Raw genomic sequence first — 17,009 nt, forward strand, 5'->3', positions numbered from 1 at the left:
CAGGCTTAACCCCATGGAGATAGCTGCGGAGGCCACTGAGCTACGCCCGTCTCCCTCTCAAAAGCCCCCGCGTCAACGCAAACGGCATCGCGGCGTCCTGAAGTACCCGGTTGTTCGGCAATTGATCCGCTTCACCGGAGTCGGAGTGGTGTGCACGGCGAGTTCGCTGGCCATTTACGCTGTGCTGCGTCCGTGGATCGATCCCCAGCTGGCCAACGCAGTTGCCCTGGTTCTGACGTCGTTGATGAACACGGCCCTGAATCGACGGTTGACGTTCAAAATCACCGGCCGCAGGAAACGTGCGCAAGACCACCTCAGTGGGGTGATTGTGATTGGCATCGCGCTGATCATCACCGGCGGGAGCCTGGGTGTTTTGCATCTTCTTCGGCCCGAAGCCACGGTCACCGAAGAGTTGTGGACCACCACGTTGTCCGGTTTCGTGGCCACGGCGGTCCGGTTTACCCTGCTGCGGCATTGGATTTTCAGGCGCGCGCGGCACGTGTGATCACCCAGGTAGTAATTACTGCTTTTCTTGGGGGACAGCCAGGTTCCGGACGCGTCCGACGGCGGTTTCCACGGCAGCGGCTGCCTGTTCCAGTTCGGCGTCGGTGACAGTTGAGGTGAAGCTGAAACGCACCGCCGTCTGGGCCGTTTCAGGGGCGATACCCAGGGCCAGGAGCACCGGCGAGGGTGCGTCGGATCCCGCCGCGCAGGCCGATCCACTGGAACACACCACGCCGAGCCGCTCCAGCTCAAGCAGCACAGACTCGCCGCTGGTTCCGGGGAAGCAGAAAGAAGCTACGGAGGGCAGGCGTTGGATGGGGTGTCCTGTGAGCAGGGCGTGAGGTACGGTGGCGAGGATCCGCTGGATGAACTGATCCCTGAGATCCGAAACGCGCGCTGCTTGATGGGGCTGCTCAGCGTGGGAGAGCTTGAGCGCCGTGGACAACGCAACAGCCCCTGCCACGTTCTCTGTGCCCGAGCGCTTTGCCTTCTCTTGGCCGCCACCGTGCACCAGGGGCTCCACCCGAAGCCGCCCCTTGGTGAACAGGACACCGGATCCCTTGGGCGCACCAAGTTTATGTCCGGAAATACTCAACGCGTCCACACCGAGCGCTTTCACGTCCACCGGCAACCACCCAGCGGCTTGCACTGCGTCCGTGTGGAACGGCACTCCGTGTTCCCGGGCCACTGCGGCCAAGGCTGCAATGGGCTGGACGGTTCCGACCTCATTGTTCGCGTACATGACACTCACCAGAGCGGTGTGGGGGCCTATGACCGACCTTAAGCCATCAATGGAGACCAGACCTTTCCCGTCCACGGGGAGCACATCCACGGTGAATCCATGCACCCGTTCCAGGTAACGGGCTGATTCTTCCACTGCGGGATGTTCGATGGCACTGATCACCACACGGTTCAGCGACGGATCAGCCGCCTTCCGCGCCAACGCTATGCCTTTGACGGCAAGGTTGTCCGCTTCCGTGCCGCCGGAAGTGAAGGTCACCTCGCCGGCACGGCAGTTCAGGACCTTCGCGACGCCGGAACGGGCTCCGGCAAGCGCACCCGCTGCCGTTTCGCCCAGGCTGTGGTGGCTGGAGGGGTTGCCGAACTCGCCGCTCAGGTAAGGCCACATGGCTTCAAGGGCCTCACGGCGAACCGGAGTGGTGGCTGCGGCGTCAAGGAAGATCATGGGATGGTCAGGCTGTCTCTAGAACGACGTCCAGCCCCAGGTCGAGGGCGCTCACGCTGTGGGTCAGGCCACCAATGGAAATTACGTCCACGCCGGCGGAAGCGATCTCGGTGACGGTATTGATGTTCACGTTGCCGCTGGCTTCCACGATGGCCCGTCCGTCCACCTGTTTGACCCCGGCACGGAGCTGTTCGATGGAGAAGTTGTCCAGCATGATGGTGTCCACACCGGCAGCCAACACGGGTTCAATCTGCTCGGCCCGGTCCACTTCCACCTCGAAGTGGGTGGTGTGGCCAAGCTGGGCCTTGGCTGCAATCAGCAGCTCGGTCAGTTTGCTGGAGTCGCCTCCGGTCATGACGGCCAGGTGGTTGTCCTTGGCCAGCACGGCGTCGGAGAGGCTGTAGCGGTGGTTGGCTCCCCCACCACAGCGCACCGCATAGCGCTCCAGCACACGAAGTCCGGGGGTGGTCTTGCGGGTGTCCGTGATCCGGGCGCGCGTCCCTTCCACAAGCCGGACGAATTCCGCCGTTTTGGTGGCTATGGCGCTCATCCGCTGCACCAGGTTCAGGCCCACCCTTTCGGCGAGGAGCACCGAGCGGGCGCTGCCGCTGACCCGCGCGAGGTGTGTTCCGGCGTCGAAGGCCTCACCGTCGGCGAGGAGCAATTCCACTTCCGTGTCCGGGTCCACGAGCTTCATGGCATCACGGAAAACGGGACCGCCGCTGAAGACCCCGGGGACTCGCGCATTCAACACTGCAGTTGCCCGGGCGTCGGCGGGGATCAGTAGTTGCGAGGTGATGTCGCCGCTGGGCGCGTCCTCCGCGAACGCCCGTTCCAGGATGTCCCGGACGGGGGCAGCGGGGAGGGTCAGGTTAGTCATGGACGAGGCTCACTTTCCGGCTCATGGTGTAACGCTTGTCAATATCTTCGACGACTCCGGGGTCCTCCCAGCTGTCGCTGCGGTAATGCGCCCCCAAGGACTCACGCCGTTCCCGGGCAGCATGCACCAGCAACTGCGCCGCCAACAAGAGGTTGGAATCCTCATGCTCCCGGACATCCAAAGACTCAGGAACATTCAGTGGAAGCACATCCTCTGCCCAGGCAGCCAACGCCACCCCGGCCTCACGAATCAGAGCACCATCACGCAAGACCCCGGCCTTGGCAGTCATCAACCGCCGCAGTGCCCCCCGCGAAAACACCCCCGCCTTCGCAAAAGAAACCTCCCGAGCCCCCGGCCCCGGCAAAGACTCAAACTCCCAGGAAACAGGAGCAGGCACCGGCTCAAGTTCCAATTCCGAACCCAGTAGCGGGGCCGGAGGTTCCGACAGCGCCGTTGTCGCGTGAGCGCCCGAACCGGCCGCCGAGCCTGCGAGGCGATCGCCGGTACGAGGCGCGAGCGCAGGCGCCAAGGGGCCTGCGGCGTCGCGGTCACCAAGGAGGAACGCTTCAACAGCCCGCCTTCCGAACACGAGGCCCTCGAGCAGGGAATTGCTGGCCAGCCGGTTGGCACCTTGCACCCCGGTACACGCCACTTCGCCGGCGGCCAGTAGCCCGGGAACAGAGGTGCGGCCGTAAAGGTCGGTGACCACGCCGCCCATCCAGTAGTGGGCCGCGGGTGCTACAGGAACAAGCTCGGTGGTCCAGTCAACGCCGGCTTGGCGGGTGCGTTTGCTGAGGGTGGGGAAACGCTTGGCCAGGAAGCCTTTTCCTCGGCTTTCCTCAATCACGGTGGCGTCCAGGAACACGTGGCCGTTGGGGTCGCCGAGTTTTGTGAGGTGAAGGGCGATGCTGCGGGAGACGACGTCCCTGGGTGCGAGTTCGGCATCAGGGTGGTAGTCGGGCATGAAGCGGTGACCGGTGGCATCTACCAGGATGGCGCCCTCGCCCCGTACCGCTTCGGAGATGAGCAGGGGGTCGTTGTTGCCTTCTGCTTCCCGTGCCTCAGTCGGGAGAACCATGCACGTTGGGTGGAATTGAAAGAACTCAAGGTCTGCCACGGCCGCCCCAACACGCCACGCCAGTGCCAGGCCATCCGCTGTTGCCACTGAGGGATTGGTGGTTTGGGCGAACAGCTGGCCGGCTCCCCCGGTGGCGAGCAACACAGAGTCGCCGTGGACGCCGAGGTGGCGGCCATCGTGGAGGAAGTTCGCTCCCACTACACGGCCGCCGCCCGGTCCCCCCAAGGAGAGCGATGTCACGTGGGCGTGCCCTATGACCTGGATCTTTCCTGCGGCTTGGAAGTCCAGCACGGTTTTGATCAGCGCGGCCGCCACTCCGGCTCCTGTAGCGTCGCCACCGGCGTGGAGGATGCGGGGAGCTGAGTGGGCGGCTTCGAGACCCAGTGCGGGATCGCCGTCGTCGTCAAGGTCGAAGTGGACGCCGAAACGTGCCAGTCCTGCGATGTCCAACCGGGCCTCAGTGCACAGCACCCGTGCTGCTTCTTCATTGCAGTGGCCGGCCCCGGCTTTGAGTGTGTCGGCGATGTGGGCTGCCACAGTATCGCCGGGGGCCGGCTCGTCCAGCACAGCGGAAATCCCGCCTTGGGCGTAGTAGGTGTTGCTGTCTGCGAGCGCACCTTTGGTCAGCAGCACCACTTCCGCGCCGGCATCGGCAGCAAGAAGGGCTGAGTACAGACCTGCGATGCCGCTTCCGACGACGACCAGCCTTTGGGAGGCGGCCCCGCCGGTAAGGCTCTCTGTAGTCATATGAGGCTCGATTCGGCTAGTCGGGTCTTGATGCGCCCGGACGGTGATGCCGGCTTTGTGGTGCCGTCGGTTTTAGGCAGGTTTGGCTGCCAGCATGCGTTCGAGCGCAATTTTGGCGTTGTCCTGCACGGAGTCGTCAACGGTGATGCGGTTGACGATGCGTCCTTCCACGAGTTCCTCCAGGACCCAGGCGAGGTATCCGGGGTGGATGCGGTACATGGTGGAGCAGGGGCAAATGACGGGATCGAGGCAGAAAATGGTGTGCTGCGGATATTCGGCGGCGAGCCTGTTCACCATGTTGATCTCGGTGCCGATCGCGAACGTGGTGGGTTCGGTGGCGGCGGCGATGGCCTTCTTGATGAAGTCGGTGGATCCTGCGGAGTCTGCGGCGTCCACTACTTCCATGGGGCATTCGGGGTGGACAATCACGTTGACGCCCAGGAAGTCCTGCCGGGCTTTCTCGATCTGGCCCACGTTGAAGCGCTTGTGGACTGAGCAGAAGCCGTGCCAGAGGATGACCCGGGAGTCCTGTAGTACCTGTTCGTCATTGCCGCCAAGTTCCTTGCGCGGGTTCCACATGGGCATCTGCTCAAGCGGGACGCCCAGTGCCTTGGCGGTGTTGCGGCCCAGGTGTTGATCGGGGAAGAACAGAACGCGCTGACCGCGTTCGAACGCCCATTCCAGAACCACTTTGGCGTTGGACGAGGTGCAGACGATCCCACCGTTGCGGCCACAGAACGCCTTGAGTGCTGCAGAGGAGTTCATGTAGGTGACAGGGATGACGGGTACCCGGCCGGAGGCATCCGGGTCCGTGCCGAAGATTTCTTCAAGCTGCTCCCAGCATTCCTCCACGGAGTCTTCATCTGCCATGTCAGCCATGGAGCATCCCGCGGCAAGGTTTGGCAGGATGACGGCCTGTTCGGGCGTGGAGAGGATGTCCGCTGTCTCGGCCATGAAGTGCACACCGCAGAAGATGATCGCTTCGGCGTCGGGCTTGGTCAGGGCAGCGTTGGCGAGCTGGAAGGAATCGCCCACGAAGTCCGCGTACTGGATGACTTCGTCACGCTGGTAGAAGTGGCCCAGGATGACGGCCCGGTCCCCGAGTGTCGCTTTGGCGGCCCGGATGCGGGCGTCAAGTTCGGCGTCGGTGGCTTTTTTGTACTCATCGGGCAGCTGGCCCTGGCGCGGTGTGGCTTTGGGAGCGACATCCTCGCTGGAAGCACCCGGGCCATAAGCAGGTTCGCCGGCAAGTGCTTCGGCGAGGTCGTACTCCCATGGGCCCCTGGCCAAGGCCGGGCTGCACGTGGCCCCTGCGCGGGAGAGGCCTTTCTCGGCTTCTTCGCGAGTGATCAGCTGGACGGCAGTGTTAACGCTGCTCATGGTGTACTCCTGTTATCTGGCCCGAGGCCGGGCGTGCCGGTGAAGCGGTAGAGGCGTGGCGGGCGGTGTTTTCCGCCTTGAAGGTATTCACCGGTTTCTTCGATTTCCGGTGTTGCCTTGACGTGCCTGCGAAAGTTAGCGGGATCGAGCTGGCGGTCCAGCACGGCCTCGTAGACTTCGCGGACCTGGGCGAGGGTGAAAAACTCTCCCAGCAGGTGGTAGGCGATGGTCCCGTAGGCCATCTTGTTGCGCAGCCGCCACAGGGCGTAGTCCACGATTGCGTTGTGGTCGAAGGCCAGTTCGGCGAGCTTGTCTGCCCGGAACCAGCGCACATTCTCGGACTCGTCAGCGAGGGCAGCTTCAGTGGGTTGCACCAGTGCCCAGTACACGATGGAGACCACTCTTTGGGTGGGCGATCTATGGAGGCCGCCGAAAGCGTAGAGCTGCTCAAGGTAGTGAGGCGCCAGGCCGGTGGTTTCGCGGAGGTTCCGTGAAGCCGCATCCTGGAGGGATTCGTCGTGGGCCAACGGTCCACCCGGGAGCGCCCACATGTCTTTGTAAGGCTCACGGATACGCCGTACCAACGGCAACCACAGGGTTGGGCGCCCGGATGTCTCGCTGGGGCGGAGGGCGAAAATCACCGTTGAAATAGCCAGCGACGGCGGTGCAAGCCGCCGCTCGGCAACGTTGGCTGAGTTGGTGTTCACGGCGTTCACCTCGCTTCATCGCCGTCCGAAACGCTCCCCGGTCAGTGAAGCGCTAGTTAAAGTCATGTTGACTAGAACTAATGGTACGGCTCGATCGACGCGGAGCAAAATGCTTTACGTCACACTGGCTTGGCGGCAGCTTCCATCAGCGGGAGCGTGCGGCCCTGGATGTGGCTGTTCAGGACGATGACCGACGAACACCGGACCACGGACTTGGTGGCGATCATGGCATCAAGGACGCGTTGCATATCAGGGTTGGACCGCGCGGCGATCCGCACCATCAGGTCCGAATTTCCAGTGACAGTGTGAACCTCGATAATTTCCGGGATGGCACTGAGGCTTTCGATGATGGCATCGTGGCCGATTTCCTGGGTGATGGTCACCGAGCAGAACGCCACCACCGGAAAGCCGAAGTTGGCGGGATCAGGCTGGGGAACCCAGGAACCGATGACCCCGTTTTCAATCATTCTGTCTATCCGGGATTGCACCGTCGCCCTGGCAACCCTGAGCACGCGGGAAGCTTCCAGCACTGAAGATCGCGGTGAATCAGTGAAGAAACGTACAATTTTTGCATCAAGCGCATCCACCAGCATCAAAGTTCCTGTCCCCGGGGTAACTTACCCATCACATCGCTACAGCAAAAAGTGATGTATCTTACAAACTGCGAGAATTATTCCACGGCTCTTGCTGCGTCGTCGACGCCCGCGTGCCAAACCCATGAGGCCAGCACGCCAAACCAGCATGTAATCCATAGAAGGTAGACACGTATGACAACGAAGTCCATCGCGGCTCCTGCGCCAACATCCGGCCTCGGCCATTCGCTCAAGCCGCGCCAGCTCACCATGATGGGGCTAGGCAGCGCGATCGGCGCGGGCCTCTTCCTCGGCTCGGGGGCAGGCGTTCAGGCGGCCGGTCCGGCAGTCCTTATTTCCTACCTCGTCGCCGGTACGCTGATCATCCTGGTCATGTGGGCCCTTGGCGAGATGGCGGCAGCCAACCCGAACAGCGGCGCGTTCTCCGTGTACGCGGAGAAGGCCATGGGCAAGACCGCCGGCGGAACCATCGGCTGGTTGTGGTGGTTGCAGCTGGTAGTAGTCATTGCAGCCGAAGCCATCGGAGCAGCCGGTCTGCTGTTCTCGATCTGGCCCGTCATCCCCGTATGGGTCCTAGCGTTGGTCTTCATGGTGGTCTTCACGGGCATCAACCTTGTGGGCGTCCGCAACTTTGGTGAGTTCGAGTTCTGGTTCGCCATCCTCAAGGTCGCAGCGATCGTGATCTTCCTGCTGATCGGCGCAGCCCTGCTCTTGGGTTGGCTGCCTAACGTGCCCTCCCCCGGATTCTCAGCGTTTGGCGACTTTGCCCCCAACGGCATCGGCGGCATCGCGGCCGCCTTGTTCGTCGTGATCTTCGCCTTCGGTGGAACCGAGATCGTCAGCGTCGCCGCCGCCGAAACCGAGAACCCCGCCCACAGCGTAGGCAAGGCCATCCGTACAGTTGTTTGGCGCATCCTGGTCTTCTACATCGGCTCGGTGTTCGTGATCGCAGCCGTCCTTCCGGTGGGATCGGAAGGATTGAAGTCCCCATTCGCCGGAGTTCTGGACCTTGCAGGAATCCCCGGCGCCGGAGCGGCCATCACCCTGGTAGCCGTCGTCGCCCTGCTGTCCGCCCTCAACGCCAACCTCTACGGCGCCTCCCGCATGATTTTCTCCCTCTCAGAGCGCGGCGAAGCTCCACGCTTCCTGTCCCGCCTGAGCGGTTCAAAGGTTCCCGTCGCCGCAGTCGGCATCTCAGTTGCCTTCGGCTTCATCGCCACGGTCCTTGAGTTGCTGTTTCCGGAGAAGATCCTGCCGGCTCTGCTGAACCTTGTGGGATCCACATGCCTCGTGGTGTGGGGCACCGCACTGGTCTCGCAGTTCATCCTGCGCCGCAGGGCTGACCGGGACGGCACCGAGCTGCCGCTGCGCATGAAGGGATTCCCCTTCCTCACCATCGTGGGCCTTGTCCTGTTGGGCCTCATCCTGGTGGTGGGCTTCGCCAACCCGGAAAGTGCCGGGCAGCTGATCGGAACGTTCATCCTGATCATGGTCATCGCCGCCGGCTGCTTCCTCAACGCCAGGGCCAAGGCTGGCAGGCAGACCACGCCGGTCGAGTAGCCAGCTGCTCATCATCATCATCAGGAAGCCCTGCACAGTTTGTACTGTGTAGGGCTTCTTTGTATGCCCAAAATGTACAAAGTGTGCCGCTAGAACTGCACTGATTGCGCACAGGCGTAATGGGTGACTAGGGTCACAGCCATGACTACCAAAGCCGTGCTGGCCGCCGTCGATGATGACGCGGCCCCGCTAACCCACCATCAACTCCGTGAGCTGTACACCCTGATGGCAGCCGTCCGGCATCTGGACACCTCAGCCGTCGCCTGGCAGCGCCAAGGCATCATCCCGGGATACGCCCCGGAGCTCGGCCAGGAGGCCGCCCAGGTAGGCAGCGGCTACGCCGTTGACCGGACCCGTGACTTCGTCTTCCCCACCTACCGAGAGATGGGCGTTGCCCGGGCGATGGGCCTGGACATGGTGGGCTACATGTCCACCCATAAGGCCACGTGGCACGGTGGTATGTACAACCCGTTGGAATCCAGGTTCGCACCCATTCAGGCCGTGGTTGCGGGCTCCGTCCTGCACGCTGTCGGCTGGGCCCATGGCCAAACCCTTTCCGGCCACGCGGAGGGTGAAACGGGCGTTGCCATGACGTACTTCGGCGACGGCGCCTCCTCGCAGGGCGACGTCCACGAAGCCATGAACTTCGCGGCAGTCATGAAGGCTCCCGTGGTGTTCTTCATCCAGAACAACGGCTGGGCCATCTCCCTCCCCACGGAACGCCAGGTAGCCGGCGGATCGGTCGCGGCTCGCGCTGCCGGGTACGGAATCCCGTCCCTGCAGGTGGACGGAAATGACGTGGTAGCTGTTTTCGAAGCCACTCGTTCCGCTTTAGCGCACTGCCGCGCCGGCAACGGACCCGTGGTGATTGAAGCCATGACCTACCGCCGCGGGCCGCACTCCACCGCCGACGATCCCGGCCGCTACCGCACGCTGGACGAGGAACGCACCGACGCCGGCGAGGATCCGCTGGAGCGCTTCAGGCAGCGGCTGCTCGACGAAGGGGTTGCAGACGAGGCCTTCTTCGCCGAAGCGCAGCGGAAGGCCGAAGAAGAAGAGGAAGCCATCCGTACCGGCATCGAGGACCTGGGCCCCCGCCCCGGCGCCGAAATGTTCGGCCTGGTCTTCCAGGAACCAACGCCCGCCCTTCAATCCCAGGCCACCGCGTGGCGCGAGGAGTCCGAACATGTCTGAGACCATGACTGCCTTGCCAGGCATTGAAGCTGCCGCAGCTGGCGTTCAGCAACTGTCCATGCAGCAAGCACTCAACCGTGCCCTGGACGAGATCCTGGCCGAGAACCCCAAGGCGGTCATCTTTGGCGAGGACTGCGGCCGGCTGGGCGGCGTCTTCCGCATCACCGACGGCCTCCAGGCAAAGCACGGCGAGGACCGCGTCTTCGACACCCCGCTTGCCGAATCCGGCATCCTCGGAATGTCCGTGGGCCTGGCCGTGGCAGGCTTCCACCCCATCCCCGAAGTCCAGTTCGACGGCTTCGCGTATCCGGCCATCAACCAGATCGTCTGCCAGATCGCACGGATGAACTACCGCAGCCGCGGGACCCTGCCCATGCCCATCACCCTGCGCGTGCCCAGCTTTGGCGGTATCCGTGCACCCGAGCACCACGGAGAGTCCTTGGAGGCGCTCTTCGCCCACGTTCCGGGGCTCAAAGTGGTATCACCGTCCACCCCGAACGATGCCTACCACCTGCTCAAGTACGCGGCAGCTCGACCGGACCCGGTCATTTTCATGGAACCGAAGTCCCGCTATTGGCAGAAGGGACCGGTGGACCTCACCTCGGTGGATGCGGCCACTGCAGCGCACGACGGCGGAGCGGACAACGGCAGCAACCTCACCGGCGCCCGCGTGGCGAGGGAAGGCAGGCACCTGACCCTCGTGGCGTGGGGCGCCATGGTGGCCCGTTGCCTGCAGGTTGCCGAACTGGCGGCCGAAGACGGCATCGACGTCGAAGTCCTGGACCTTCGCTGGCTGAAACCGATCGACGCGGAAGCGTTGGCGACCTCCGTCGGGAAGACGCGCCGCGCCGTCGTCGTCCATGAAGCGCCGCTGACCTCAGGCCTGGGCGCCGAAGTGGCCCAACTCATCACGCAGAGCTGTTTCGCGACGCTCAAAGCGCCGGTGGAACGCGTGACGGGCTTCGACGTGCCCTATCCCTCCGGAGACCTGGAAGACGAATACATCCCCAACATCGACCGCATCCTCTTTGGGATCCAACGCGTACTGGAGTACCGCCGTGGCTGAAATTTCCTTCCCCCTTCCGGACCTCGGCGAGGGCTTGATTGAGGCAACAGTGCTGGACTGGCTCGTGGAGCCCGGTCAGCAGGTGGAACGCAACCAGGCGATCGTGGAGTTGGAAACCACCAAGTCGGCCCTCGAATTGCCCAGCCCGCAGGCGGGTAAAGTGGTGCGTATTCACGGAGCGCCCGGTGACACGATCAACGTTGGCGAGCCGCTGATCGTGTTCGAGGTTCCGGATGACACTGCCGGGATCGTGGGCACTGTTCCGAAGGACGAAGCACCCAAGCGCCGGGTCCGCCTGAGCGCCGTACTGGATGAGGACTGACGTGATGACCGGAAGGCACACCATGGAACAGCACGGGCACACAGTGGAGGGCACCGACCCCGGACTGTTCGTGGAAGTCCATGAGCCGACTACCGACGCCGGGCTGCGCCCCGTCCTGCTGATCCATGGCTTCTCTTCCTCCACGAAACTGAACTGGGTGGACAGCGGTTGGATCACCACGCTTCAGGACGCAGGGCGCCGGGTCATCACCGTAGACCTGCCCGGTCACGGCCGGAGCCACTCCCCTGAGGACCTGGATTCGTACACGCCCAGCCGCATCCGCGCCGACCTTCTCCAAATAGTGACCGACGCCGGCGCCCGGCCCCTGCGCGAAGGCGATCCTTCCACGGGACTGGACGTCATTGGCTACTCGCTCGGTTCCAGGCTGGCGTGGGAGTTCGGCGCCACCCAGCCGGACCTCGTTCACCGCATCGTCCTGGGCGGGCCGAGCTCGGCGGATCCGTTGGCAGCTTTCGACCTCGTGGCCGCGCAGCGGCATCTGGCCGACGGTACACCCATCGAGGACGGGTCCACGGCAGGCCTGCTGAAGATGGCCCAAATGCTTCCAAGCAACAACCTGTTTGCCATGTTGTCGCTCATCGAAGCCATCAAGGGCGAACCTTTCGATCCTGCAGAGGCCGCCCCTCACATGCCACTGCTGCTCGTGGCAGGAGAGAAAGACGAACGGGCAGCCACCATGCCGGAGCTGGCCTCCATTGCCGGCAAGCGTGGCGGCATGGTGGAGACCCTGGTGATCCCGGGACGCACCCACACCAATGTCATTACTAGCCGGGCTTTCAAGGAAGCTGCGGTCGAGTTCCTCGGCGTGTAGGTCTCAGCGGGCCAGTCGCTCCGCGTTCAGGCTCATGCGCTCCAACACGCTCAGGGCCATCGCGTACTCGTCAATGCCTATGCCCATGGACAGGTCCTGACGCGCATCTTCCACCAAGCGCTGGGCCTCGTGGTATTTCTCGCGGCCCCGGTCGCTCAGCGCCAGCCTGTCGTCGATCATGATGATCATTCCCCGCCCCACCAAGGCCGCAAGTTCGCGTTCGCGCAGCCGGGAATCGCCGCCCCACAGCGGCTGCAGGATGTCCTCCAATCGATCCGGCCGCATGGCACCCTCCGATAGCGTGCCCAAGGTGTGCCATTGGCGCCGGGTGAGTTTGATCCTGGCCAGGGTGGCGTCCAGCTGTATTTCCAGTGCGGCGTCGAGCCTCTTGATCCAATATCCGATGGGCTTGTTCACAAGGCCATGCTTTCAGTGGGCGCGCCACCGGGCAAGGTGTGGACTGTAGGCTTGGGAGTGCAACGAATTACGTGGAAGTGGAGCAGATGGGCATGCGTTTCAAGGACCGCGCGGAAGCCGGTCGACGCCTGGCTGAAGCACTCCCCCAACTGAGGGAACGGCCAGACACCATCGTCCTGGGCCTGGCCCGTGGTGGAGTCCCGGTAGCCGCAGCCGCGGCCGCAGAACTGTACCTGCCGTTTGGCGCCGTGCTGGTCCGAAAATTGGGGATCCCCGGCCGTGACGAGACCGCTTTCGGGGCGCTGGCGTGGTCGCAGGGCGACGTCCTGCGAATGGTCAACAGGCCCCTGAAGGAGCTCATTCTCGCGCACGGAATCTCCCAGTCCGCTTTGGATGCCGTGGAAACCCATGAACGTTCCGAACTCATCCGCCGTGCCCACAAATACCCCGGCATCGAGCACGATCTTCGCGGAAAAACAGTGGTGTTGGCCGACGACGGACTGGCCACCGGCGCCACCATGCGGGCAGCCGTGGAGGCCGTCCGGGCCGGCGGGGCCGGCACCGTCATCGCTGCAGTGCCGGTCGCCTCCCTGGAGGCCTCAACCTCCTTGGCCCGGGTCTGCGACGTTGTGATCGCGTTGCACACGCCCGGCAAGTTCCATGCAGTTGGCGCATTTTATGAACGCTTCGAGCAATTGTCCGACGCCGACGTCGTAGGCCAGTTGGAAGGTGCCGGTGCCAGCGGCCGTAAGTAGCCGCCGTCGTGGTCTGAACGCAAAGACGGGCGCGGTCCCTGTGGACCACACCCGTCTTTTGTTTGCCATTTGTTAGTGGTGGACGCTGTACCCCAGCGGACGGCCACGGGTTTCCTTGGCCAAAATCACGCCAATTGCGGAGATCACGCAGAGAACCATGATGTAGATGCCCACCGATCCGGACCACTTGGTGGTATCCAGGAGAGCTTGGGCAATGAGCGGAGCGAAAGCGCCGCCCAGGATTGCACCGAGCGCGTAGCCGATGGAAATTCCCGAGTACCGGACCTGGGCCGGGAACATCTCCGCATACATGGCGGACATTGGACCGTAGGACAGACCCAGTCCGATAGTGAGGACGAACAGTGCAGTTCCGTAGAGCACGATGTCCTTGGAATCGATCAGCACAAACATGGGAATCATCCACGCGAAGACCAGGCCATAACCGATCAGGAACGTCTTGACGCGACCAATCTTGTCCGACAACCAACCGCCCACCATGGTGAAGATGAGCCACCCGAAGGACGCAATGGTGGTGGCCAGCAAGACCTGAGGCGTAGGCATCTTCAAGGTACGTGTGGCGTAGGAGATGAAGAAGGCGATCAGCAGGTAGCCGGCAGCGTTGTTGGCGATGAAGATCAAGGCAGCAAGAACAACTTCTTTCTTGTTCTTACGGAACAGTTCACCCAGGGGCGCCTTGCTTTCAGCCTTGCGCTGGGCGATCTCCTTGAAGACGGGGCTCTCACCAACGGCGCGACGGATCAGGTATCCCACCACGATGAGGACCACGGACAGCAGGAACGGCACACGCCATCCCCAAGAGGCAAAGTCTTCCTTGGACATCCCCGACTGCAGCAGGAACAACAGCCCCGTGGCCAGGATCATGCCGATCGGAACACCGATCTGCGGGTAGGCGCCGAAAAGCCCGCGCTTCTTCAGAGGTGCATGCTCCACGGCCATCAGTGCAGCGCCGCCCCATTCCCCACCGGCCGAGAATCCCTGGACAACGCGCAGGGTGATCAGCAGGACGGGGGCCCAAAGGCCAATAGTGGCGTAGGTGGGCAGTAGGCCGATCAGCGCAGTGGCAGCACCCATCATCACCAGCGTCATGACAAGCACAGCCTTGCGGCCCATCCTGTCGCCGAGGTGTCCGGCCACAAAGGCCCCGAGGGGACGGAACAGGAAGCTGATGCCGATCGTGGCGAAAGACAGGAGCTGGGCTACTCCCGGGTTGGACTTCTCCAAGGGAGAAAGGAACAACGGCGCCAACAGGGTGGCGGTGAGCTGGGCGAAAATGAAGAAGTCGTACCACTCAATGGTGGTGCCCACCAACGTCCCGGCCAGTACCCTGCGCTCCTCGCGCTTGCTGCTGGGTCCTGACGGAGAGTCGACAGTGGAAGTTGCGGTCATTGGAACTCCATGGGGTGAGAGTGACTGGTCGGCGCTTGACGTGCATTAACCGACAGAACGGTCAGTTAGGAAAGAATACTACAACCTGTGAGCCAAAGCACAGACCCCTGCGGTGTGGGCCACCATAGAATGGTTCGCATGAACCCCCGCAGCGACGTCAAGGGCCCAACGGAAGCACCAACGCAAGCTCCGCCGTCGCAAACCCTCTCACGCGGAATCCGCGCGCTGGAGATTCTGGCGGCCGCCGAAAGGCCCCTCAGCATCGCCGAACTCACCGAGGCCCTTGGCGTACACCGTTCCGTGGCCTACCGGATCCTGCGGACGCTGGAAGACCACTCGCTGCTGGTGCGCGACGACTCCGGGCGCGTTCAACCCGGCCCGGGCCTGTCCGTCCTGGCCCGCGGTGTTTCAAGAAGCCTGCAAACTGCGGCGCTGCCCGAGCTCACCCAACTTGCCAACACGCTGCATATGACCGCCTTCGTCGCAGTCTGGGACCACCAGGAGTGCGTCAACCTTGTCACCGTTGAACCGCGGCACTCCGGCGCCGCCCTGGCCCAGCACCCGGGCAACCGCCACCCCATCGCCACCGGCGCCCCCGGGATCGCCATCCAATCAACCATGACCGAAGAGCGCTGGCAGCAGGTAGGCGCTCCGAACCCCTACCGCGCCGAAGCCCACGAAGCCCGCCGCCTGGGGTACGCCACCAGCCACGACGAAGTCATTGCAGGATTGTCCTCCATTGCCGCCCCCATCAGGGTCCCGGGCGGGCGGCCGGCAGCGATCGCCGTCGTCTATATCCGCTTGGATCAGGACCCCGACGAAGTCGGCAAAGCGCTCGCGGACAGCGCTGCCCGAATCGAAAGCCAACTGGCCTGACGCTGCGTTAGCCCTCCGAGCCATGGCCGATCCGGGCGTACACGTCAGGCTGAGAGCGCCGGAGCCGCAATCCCCACATGACGCCAACCAGCCCAGGCAGCAGCACCAGCATCGGGAGGACGAACGTCGCCGCCGTTGACTCGGTCTGCCCCAGCAAGACGTTGAAGTTGGCCATGATGAGCACAAAGACGATAGCCAGAAGCACGAACCCCAGGCCGGGAGCGATCACCCTGACCCACAGGCCCGCCCCGTGCTGCTGCCGGCGGAAGAACCCGATCACCGCCACCGACACTACGGTCATGAGCAGCACGAGCCCCATGGCTCCGCTGTTGGTGAGCCATGTGAACATGGTCAGCACGGGGTACAGCTCGCCCAGTTCGGAACCCGCACCGGCAATGGCAAAGGCGACGGTTACGACGACGGCAATCACCGTCTGCGCCAGCGAACCGGCGAACGGCGCCCCGCTTTCGGTCCGCACCTTCGCCAGCGCAGACGGCAGGACGCGCTCGCGACCCAGGGAGAAAAAATAGCGGGCCACCGCGTTGTGGAAGCTAACGAGTGCGGCGAAGAGGCTGGTGACAAAGAGGACCTGGGCGATGTCGCTGAGCAACACGCCACCGTGGTCGCCCAGGAAGGCGAAGATCATGTCCGGGCCATTAGTGGTGGCAGTCTCAATCACGGCGGACGGTCCCGCTCCCACGGTCATGGCCCAGGCAGAGACTGCATAGAAGACAGCGATGATGCCAACCGCAGCAAACGTTGCCCTTGCGACCGTGCGTTGTGGGTCCTTGGACTCTTCACCATAAATGGCGGCGGATTCGAATCCCATGAAAGCGGCGATGCCGAAGGAGAGTACCGCTCCGATACCGGGAACGAACAGGCTTTCGGGGCTTAGAGTTGCAGCGCTGATACCTTCTGGAGCCACCGCGAGGCTGATGACGTCGTACACAATGACCACCAGGAACTCCAGTGCCACCAGGACGCCAAGGACTTTAGCGGACAGGTCCACCCTGTTCACCCCCAGCCATCCGACGATCGCGATGCACACCAGCACGGGGAGCCACCACGGCATGCTGATACCAAGGCGGGCGGACAGCAGTGACGAGACCGTAAAGCCGAACAGCCCGTAGATGCCCACTTGCATCAGGTTGTATGCCATGAGGGCGATCAGTGACGCGCCCACCCCGGCTGGCCTTGAGATGCCCTGCGCAACGTATGCGTAAAACGCTCCTGCGTTGGTGACGTGCCGGCTCATGGCGGCGTATCCCACGGCGAAAAGCGCCAGAATTGCACCAAGGATCAAGAAGGACAACGGCACGCCGGTGACCCCGGTGACCGCGAAAGTGGTGGTCACGCCGCCCGCCAGCACGGTCAGCGGCGCCGAGGCCGCGATAATCATGAAGGTTACTGCCGGTACGCCGAGCCGACCCTTGGTGCTTACGGCTCCGGGGGCGCTGCCCTTGACGGGGTTGTCCACGCTCATAGTGTGCTCCTGCCTCGGTGCC

17 protein-coding genes are annotated in these 17,009 nt (G+C 63.4%); 8 read left to right on the forward strand and 9 right to left on the reverse strand.

What is annotated here, in order from left to right; translation table 11 throughout:
• Nucleotides 1–13: 13 nt before the first annotated feature.
• Nucleotides 14–505: a GtrA family protein gene (locus LDN70_RS12905; RefSeq protein WP_142938709.1), complete on the forward strand. Its 492-nt coding sequence runs from the start codon at nt 14–16 to the stop codon at nt 503–505.
• A 15-nt stretch (nt 506–520) separates the two neighbouring features.
• Here LDN70_RS12905 and LDN70_RS12910 read toward each other — a convergent pair whose 3' ends face one another.
• The 6 genes from LDN70_RS12910 to LDN70_RS12935 all read right to left on the reverse strand — a co-directional run bounded on the left by LDN70_RS12910 (nt 521) and on the right by LDN70_RS12935 (nt 7,075).
• On the reverse strand, nt 521–1,690 hold the full coding sequence (locus tag LDN70_RS12910) for a cysteine desulfurase family protein (RefSeq protein ID WP_142938708.1): 1,170 nt from the start codon (nt 1,688–1,690) through the stop codon (nt 521–523).
• Nucleotides 1,691–1,697: 7 nt separating this feature from the next.
• On the reverse strand, nt 1,698–2,570 hold the full coding sequence (nadC, locus tag LDN70_RS12915) for a carboxylating nicotinate-nucleotide diphosphorylase (RefSeq protein WP_223940486.1): 873 nt from the start codon (nt 2,568–2,570) through the stop codon (nt 1,698–1,700).
• Nucleotides 2,563–4,395, reverse strand: coding sequence for an L-aspartate oxidase (locus LDN70_RS12920; RefSeq protein ID WP_223940487.1), 1,833 nt, complete (start codon nt 4,393–4,395; stop codon nt 2,563–2,565). The genes nadC and LDN70_RS12920 overlap by 8 nt, the downstream gene beginning before the upstream one ends.
• A 72-nt stretch (nt 4,396–4,467) precedes the next feature.
• Nucleotides 4,468–5,775, reverse strand: a complete 1,308-nt coding sequence (gene nadA / locus LDN70_RS12925; protein ID WP_223940488.1) for a quinolinate synthase NadA — start codon at nt 5,773–5,775, stop codon at nt 4,468–4,470.
• Nucleotides 5,772–6,491, reverse strand: a complete 720-nt coding sequence (locus LDN70_RS12930; RefSeq protein ID WP_142938700.1) for an NUDIX hydrolase — start codon at nt 6,489–6,491, stop codon at nt 5,772–5,774. The genes nadA and LDN70_RS12930 overlap by 4 nt, the downstream gene beginning before the upstream one ends.
• 110 nt (nt 6,492–6,601) lie before the next feature.
• On the reverse strand, nt 6,602–7,075 hold the full coding sequence (locus LDN70_RS12935; protein WP_014922130.1) for an Lrp/AsnC family transcriptional regulator: 474 nt from the start codon (nt 7,073–7,075) through the stop codon (nt 6,602–6,604).
• Nucleotides 7,076–7,249: 174 nt separating this feature from the next.
• Here LDN70_RS12935 and LDN70_RS12940 point away from each other — a divergent pair, with 174 nt between their 5' ends.
• From LDN70_RS12940 to LDN70_RS12960, 5 genes are all read left to right on the forward strand, one after another.
• A complete protein-coding gene (locus LDN70_RS12940; protein WP_223940489.1) occupies nt 7,250–8,635 on the forward strand; it encodes an amino acid permease in 1,386 nt (461 codons plus the stop codon).
• Nucleotides 8,636–8,776: 141 nt separating this feature from the next.
• A complete protein-coding gene (locus tag LDN70_RS12945; RefSeq protein WP_223940490.1) occupies nt 8,777–9,829 on the forward strand; it encodes a thiamine pyrophosphate-dependent enzyme in 1,053 nt (350 codons plus the stop codon).
• Nucleotides 9,822–10,895: an alpha-ketoacid dehydrogenase subunit beta gene (locus LDN70_RS12950; RefSeq protein ID WP_142938697.1), complete on the forward strand. Its 1,074-nt coding sequence runs from the start codon at nt 9,822–9,824 to the stop codon at nt 10,893–10,895. Before LDN70_RS12945 ends, LDN70_RS12950 begins: the two co-directional genes overlap by 8 nt.
• The gene (locus LDN70_RS12955; protein WP_014922133.1) at nt 10,888–11,217 is read left to right on the forward strand and encodes a biotin/lipoyl-containing protein; all 330 of its coding nucleotides are present in this window, start codon (nt 10,888–10,890) and stop codon (nt 11,215–11,217) included. Before LDN70_RS12950 ends, LDN70_RS12955 begins: the two co-directional genes overlap by 8 nt.
• Nucleotides 11,218–11,221: 4 nt before the next feature.
• A complete protein-coding gene (locus tag LDN70_RS12960) occupies nt 11,222–12,049 on the forward strand; it encodes an alpha/beta fold hydrolase (RefSeq protein WP_142938696.1) in 828 nt (275 codons plus the stop codon).
• A gap of 3 nt (nt 12,050–12,052) precedes the next feature.
• Here LDN70_RS12960 and LDN70_RS12965 read toward each other — a convergent pair whose 3' ends face one another.
• On the reverse strand, nt 12,053–12,466 hold the full coding sequence (locus tag LDN70_RS12965; RefSeq protein WP_142938695.1) for a winged helix DNA-binding protein: 414 nt from the start codon (nt 12,464–12,466) through the stop codon (nt 12,053–12,055).
• 86 nt (nt 12,467–12,552) lie between these two features.
• On the opposite strand from LDN70_RS12965, the gene LDN70_RS12970 reads away from it, so the two are divergent.
• Nucleotides 12,553–13,221, forward strand: coding sequence for a phosphoribosyltransferase (locus tag LDN70_RS12970; RefSeq protein WP_208096097.1), 669 nt, complete (start codon nt 12,553–12,555; stop codon nt 13,219–13,221).
• Between the two features lie 72 nt (nt 13,222–13,293).
• Here the strand turns inward: LDN70_RS12970 and LDN70_RS12975 are convergent, their stop codons facing one another.
• Nucleotides 13,294–14,628, reverse strand: coding sequence for an MFS transporter (locus LDN70_RS12975; protein WP_142938693.1), 1,335 nt, complete (start codon nt 14,626–14,628; stop codon nt 13,294–13,296).
• A gap of 129 nt (nt 14,629–14,757) precedes the next feature.
• Here LDN70_RS12975 and LDN70_RS12980 point away from each other — a divergent pair, with 129 nt between their 5' ends.
• Entirely contained in the window at nt 14,758–15,504 is a 747-nt protein-coding gene (locus tag LDN70_RS12980; protein ID WP_142938706.1) for an IclR family transcriptional regulator, read from the forward strand.
• Nucleotides 15,505–15,511: 7 nt separating this feature from the next.
• Here the strand turns inward: LDN70_RS12980 and LDN70_RS12985 are convergent, their stop codons facing one another.
• Nucleotides 15,512–16,987: an APC family permease gene (locus LDN70_RS12985; protein ID WP_223940491.1), complete on the reverse strand. Its 1,476-nt coding sequence runs from the start codon at nt 16,985–16,987 to the stop codon at nt 15,512–15,514.
• Between the last annotated feature and the right edge of the window lie 22 nt (nt 16,988–17,009).

The organism is Arthrobacter sp. StoSoilB22 (assembly GCF_019977315.1).
GTDB lineage: Bacteria > Actinomycetota > Actinomycetes > Actinomycetales > Micrococcaceae > Arthrobacter.

Bases quoted from the DNA above. Each gene is read 5' to 3' on its own strand.
- LDN70_RS12960 (WP_142938696.1), top strand. From the start codon at position 11,222: ATGACCGGAAGGCACACCATGGAACAGCACGGGCACACAGTGGAGGGC.
- LDN70_RS12985 (WP_223940491.1), bottom strand. From the start codon at position 16,987: ATGAGCGTGGACAACCCCGTCAAGGGCAGCGCCCCCGGAGCCGTAAGC.
- LDN70_RS12945 (WP_223940490.1), top strand. From the start codon at position 8,777: ATGACTACCAAAGCCGTGCTGGCCGCCGTCGATGATGACGCGGCCCCG.
- LDN70_RS12975 (WP_142938693.1), bottom strand. From the start codon at position 14,628: ATGACCGCAACTTCCACTGTCGACTCTCCGTCAGGACCCAGCAGCAAG.
- LDN70_RS12980 (WP_142938706.1), top strand. From the start codon at position 14,758: ATGGTTCGCATGAACCCCCGCAGCGACGTCAAGGGCCCAACGGAAGCA.
- LDN70_RS12905 (WP_142938709.1), top strand. From the start codon at position 14: ATGGAGATAGCTGCGGAGGCCACTGAGCTACGCCCGTCTCCCTCTCAA.
- LDN70_RS12950 (WP_142938697.1), top strand. From the start codon at position 9,822: ATGTCTGAGACCATGACTGCCTTGCCAGGCATTGAAGCTGCCGCAGCT.
- LDN70_RS12940 (WP_223940489.1), top strand. From the start codon at position 7,250: ATGACAACGAAGTCCATCGCGGCTCCTGCGCCAACATCCGGCCTCGGC.
- LDN70_RS12935 (WP_014922130.1), bottom strand. From the start codon at position 7,075: ATGCTGGTGGATGCGCTTGATGCAAAAATTGTACGTTTCTTCACTGAT.
- LDN70_RS12970 (WP_208096097.1), top strand. From the start codon at position 12,553: ATGGGCATGCGTTTCAAGGACCGCGCGGAAGCCGGTCGACGCCTGGCT.
- LDN70_RS12910 (WP_142938708.1), bottom strand. From the start codon at position 1,690: ATGATCTTCCTTGACGCCGCAGCCACCACTCCGGTTCGCCGTGAGGCC.
- LDN70_RS12920 (WP_223940487.1), bottom strand. From the start codon at position 4,395: ATGACTACAGAGAGCCTTACCGGCGGGGCCGCCTCCCAAAGGCTGGTC.
- nadA (WP_223940488.1), bottom strand. From the start codon at position 5,775: ATGAGCAGCGTTAACACTGCCGTCCAGCTGATCACTCGCGAAGAAGCC.
- nadC (WP_223940486.1), bottom strand. From the start codon at position 2,570: ATGACTAACCTGACCCTCCCCGCTGCCCCCGTCCGGGACATCCTGGAA.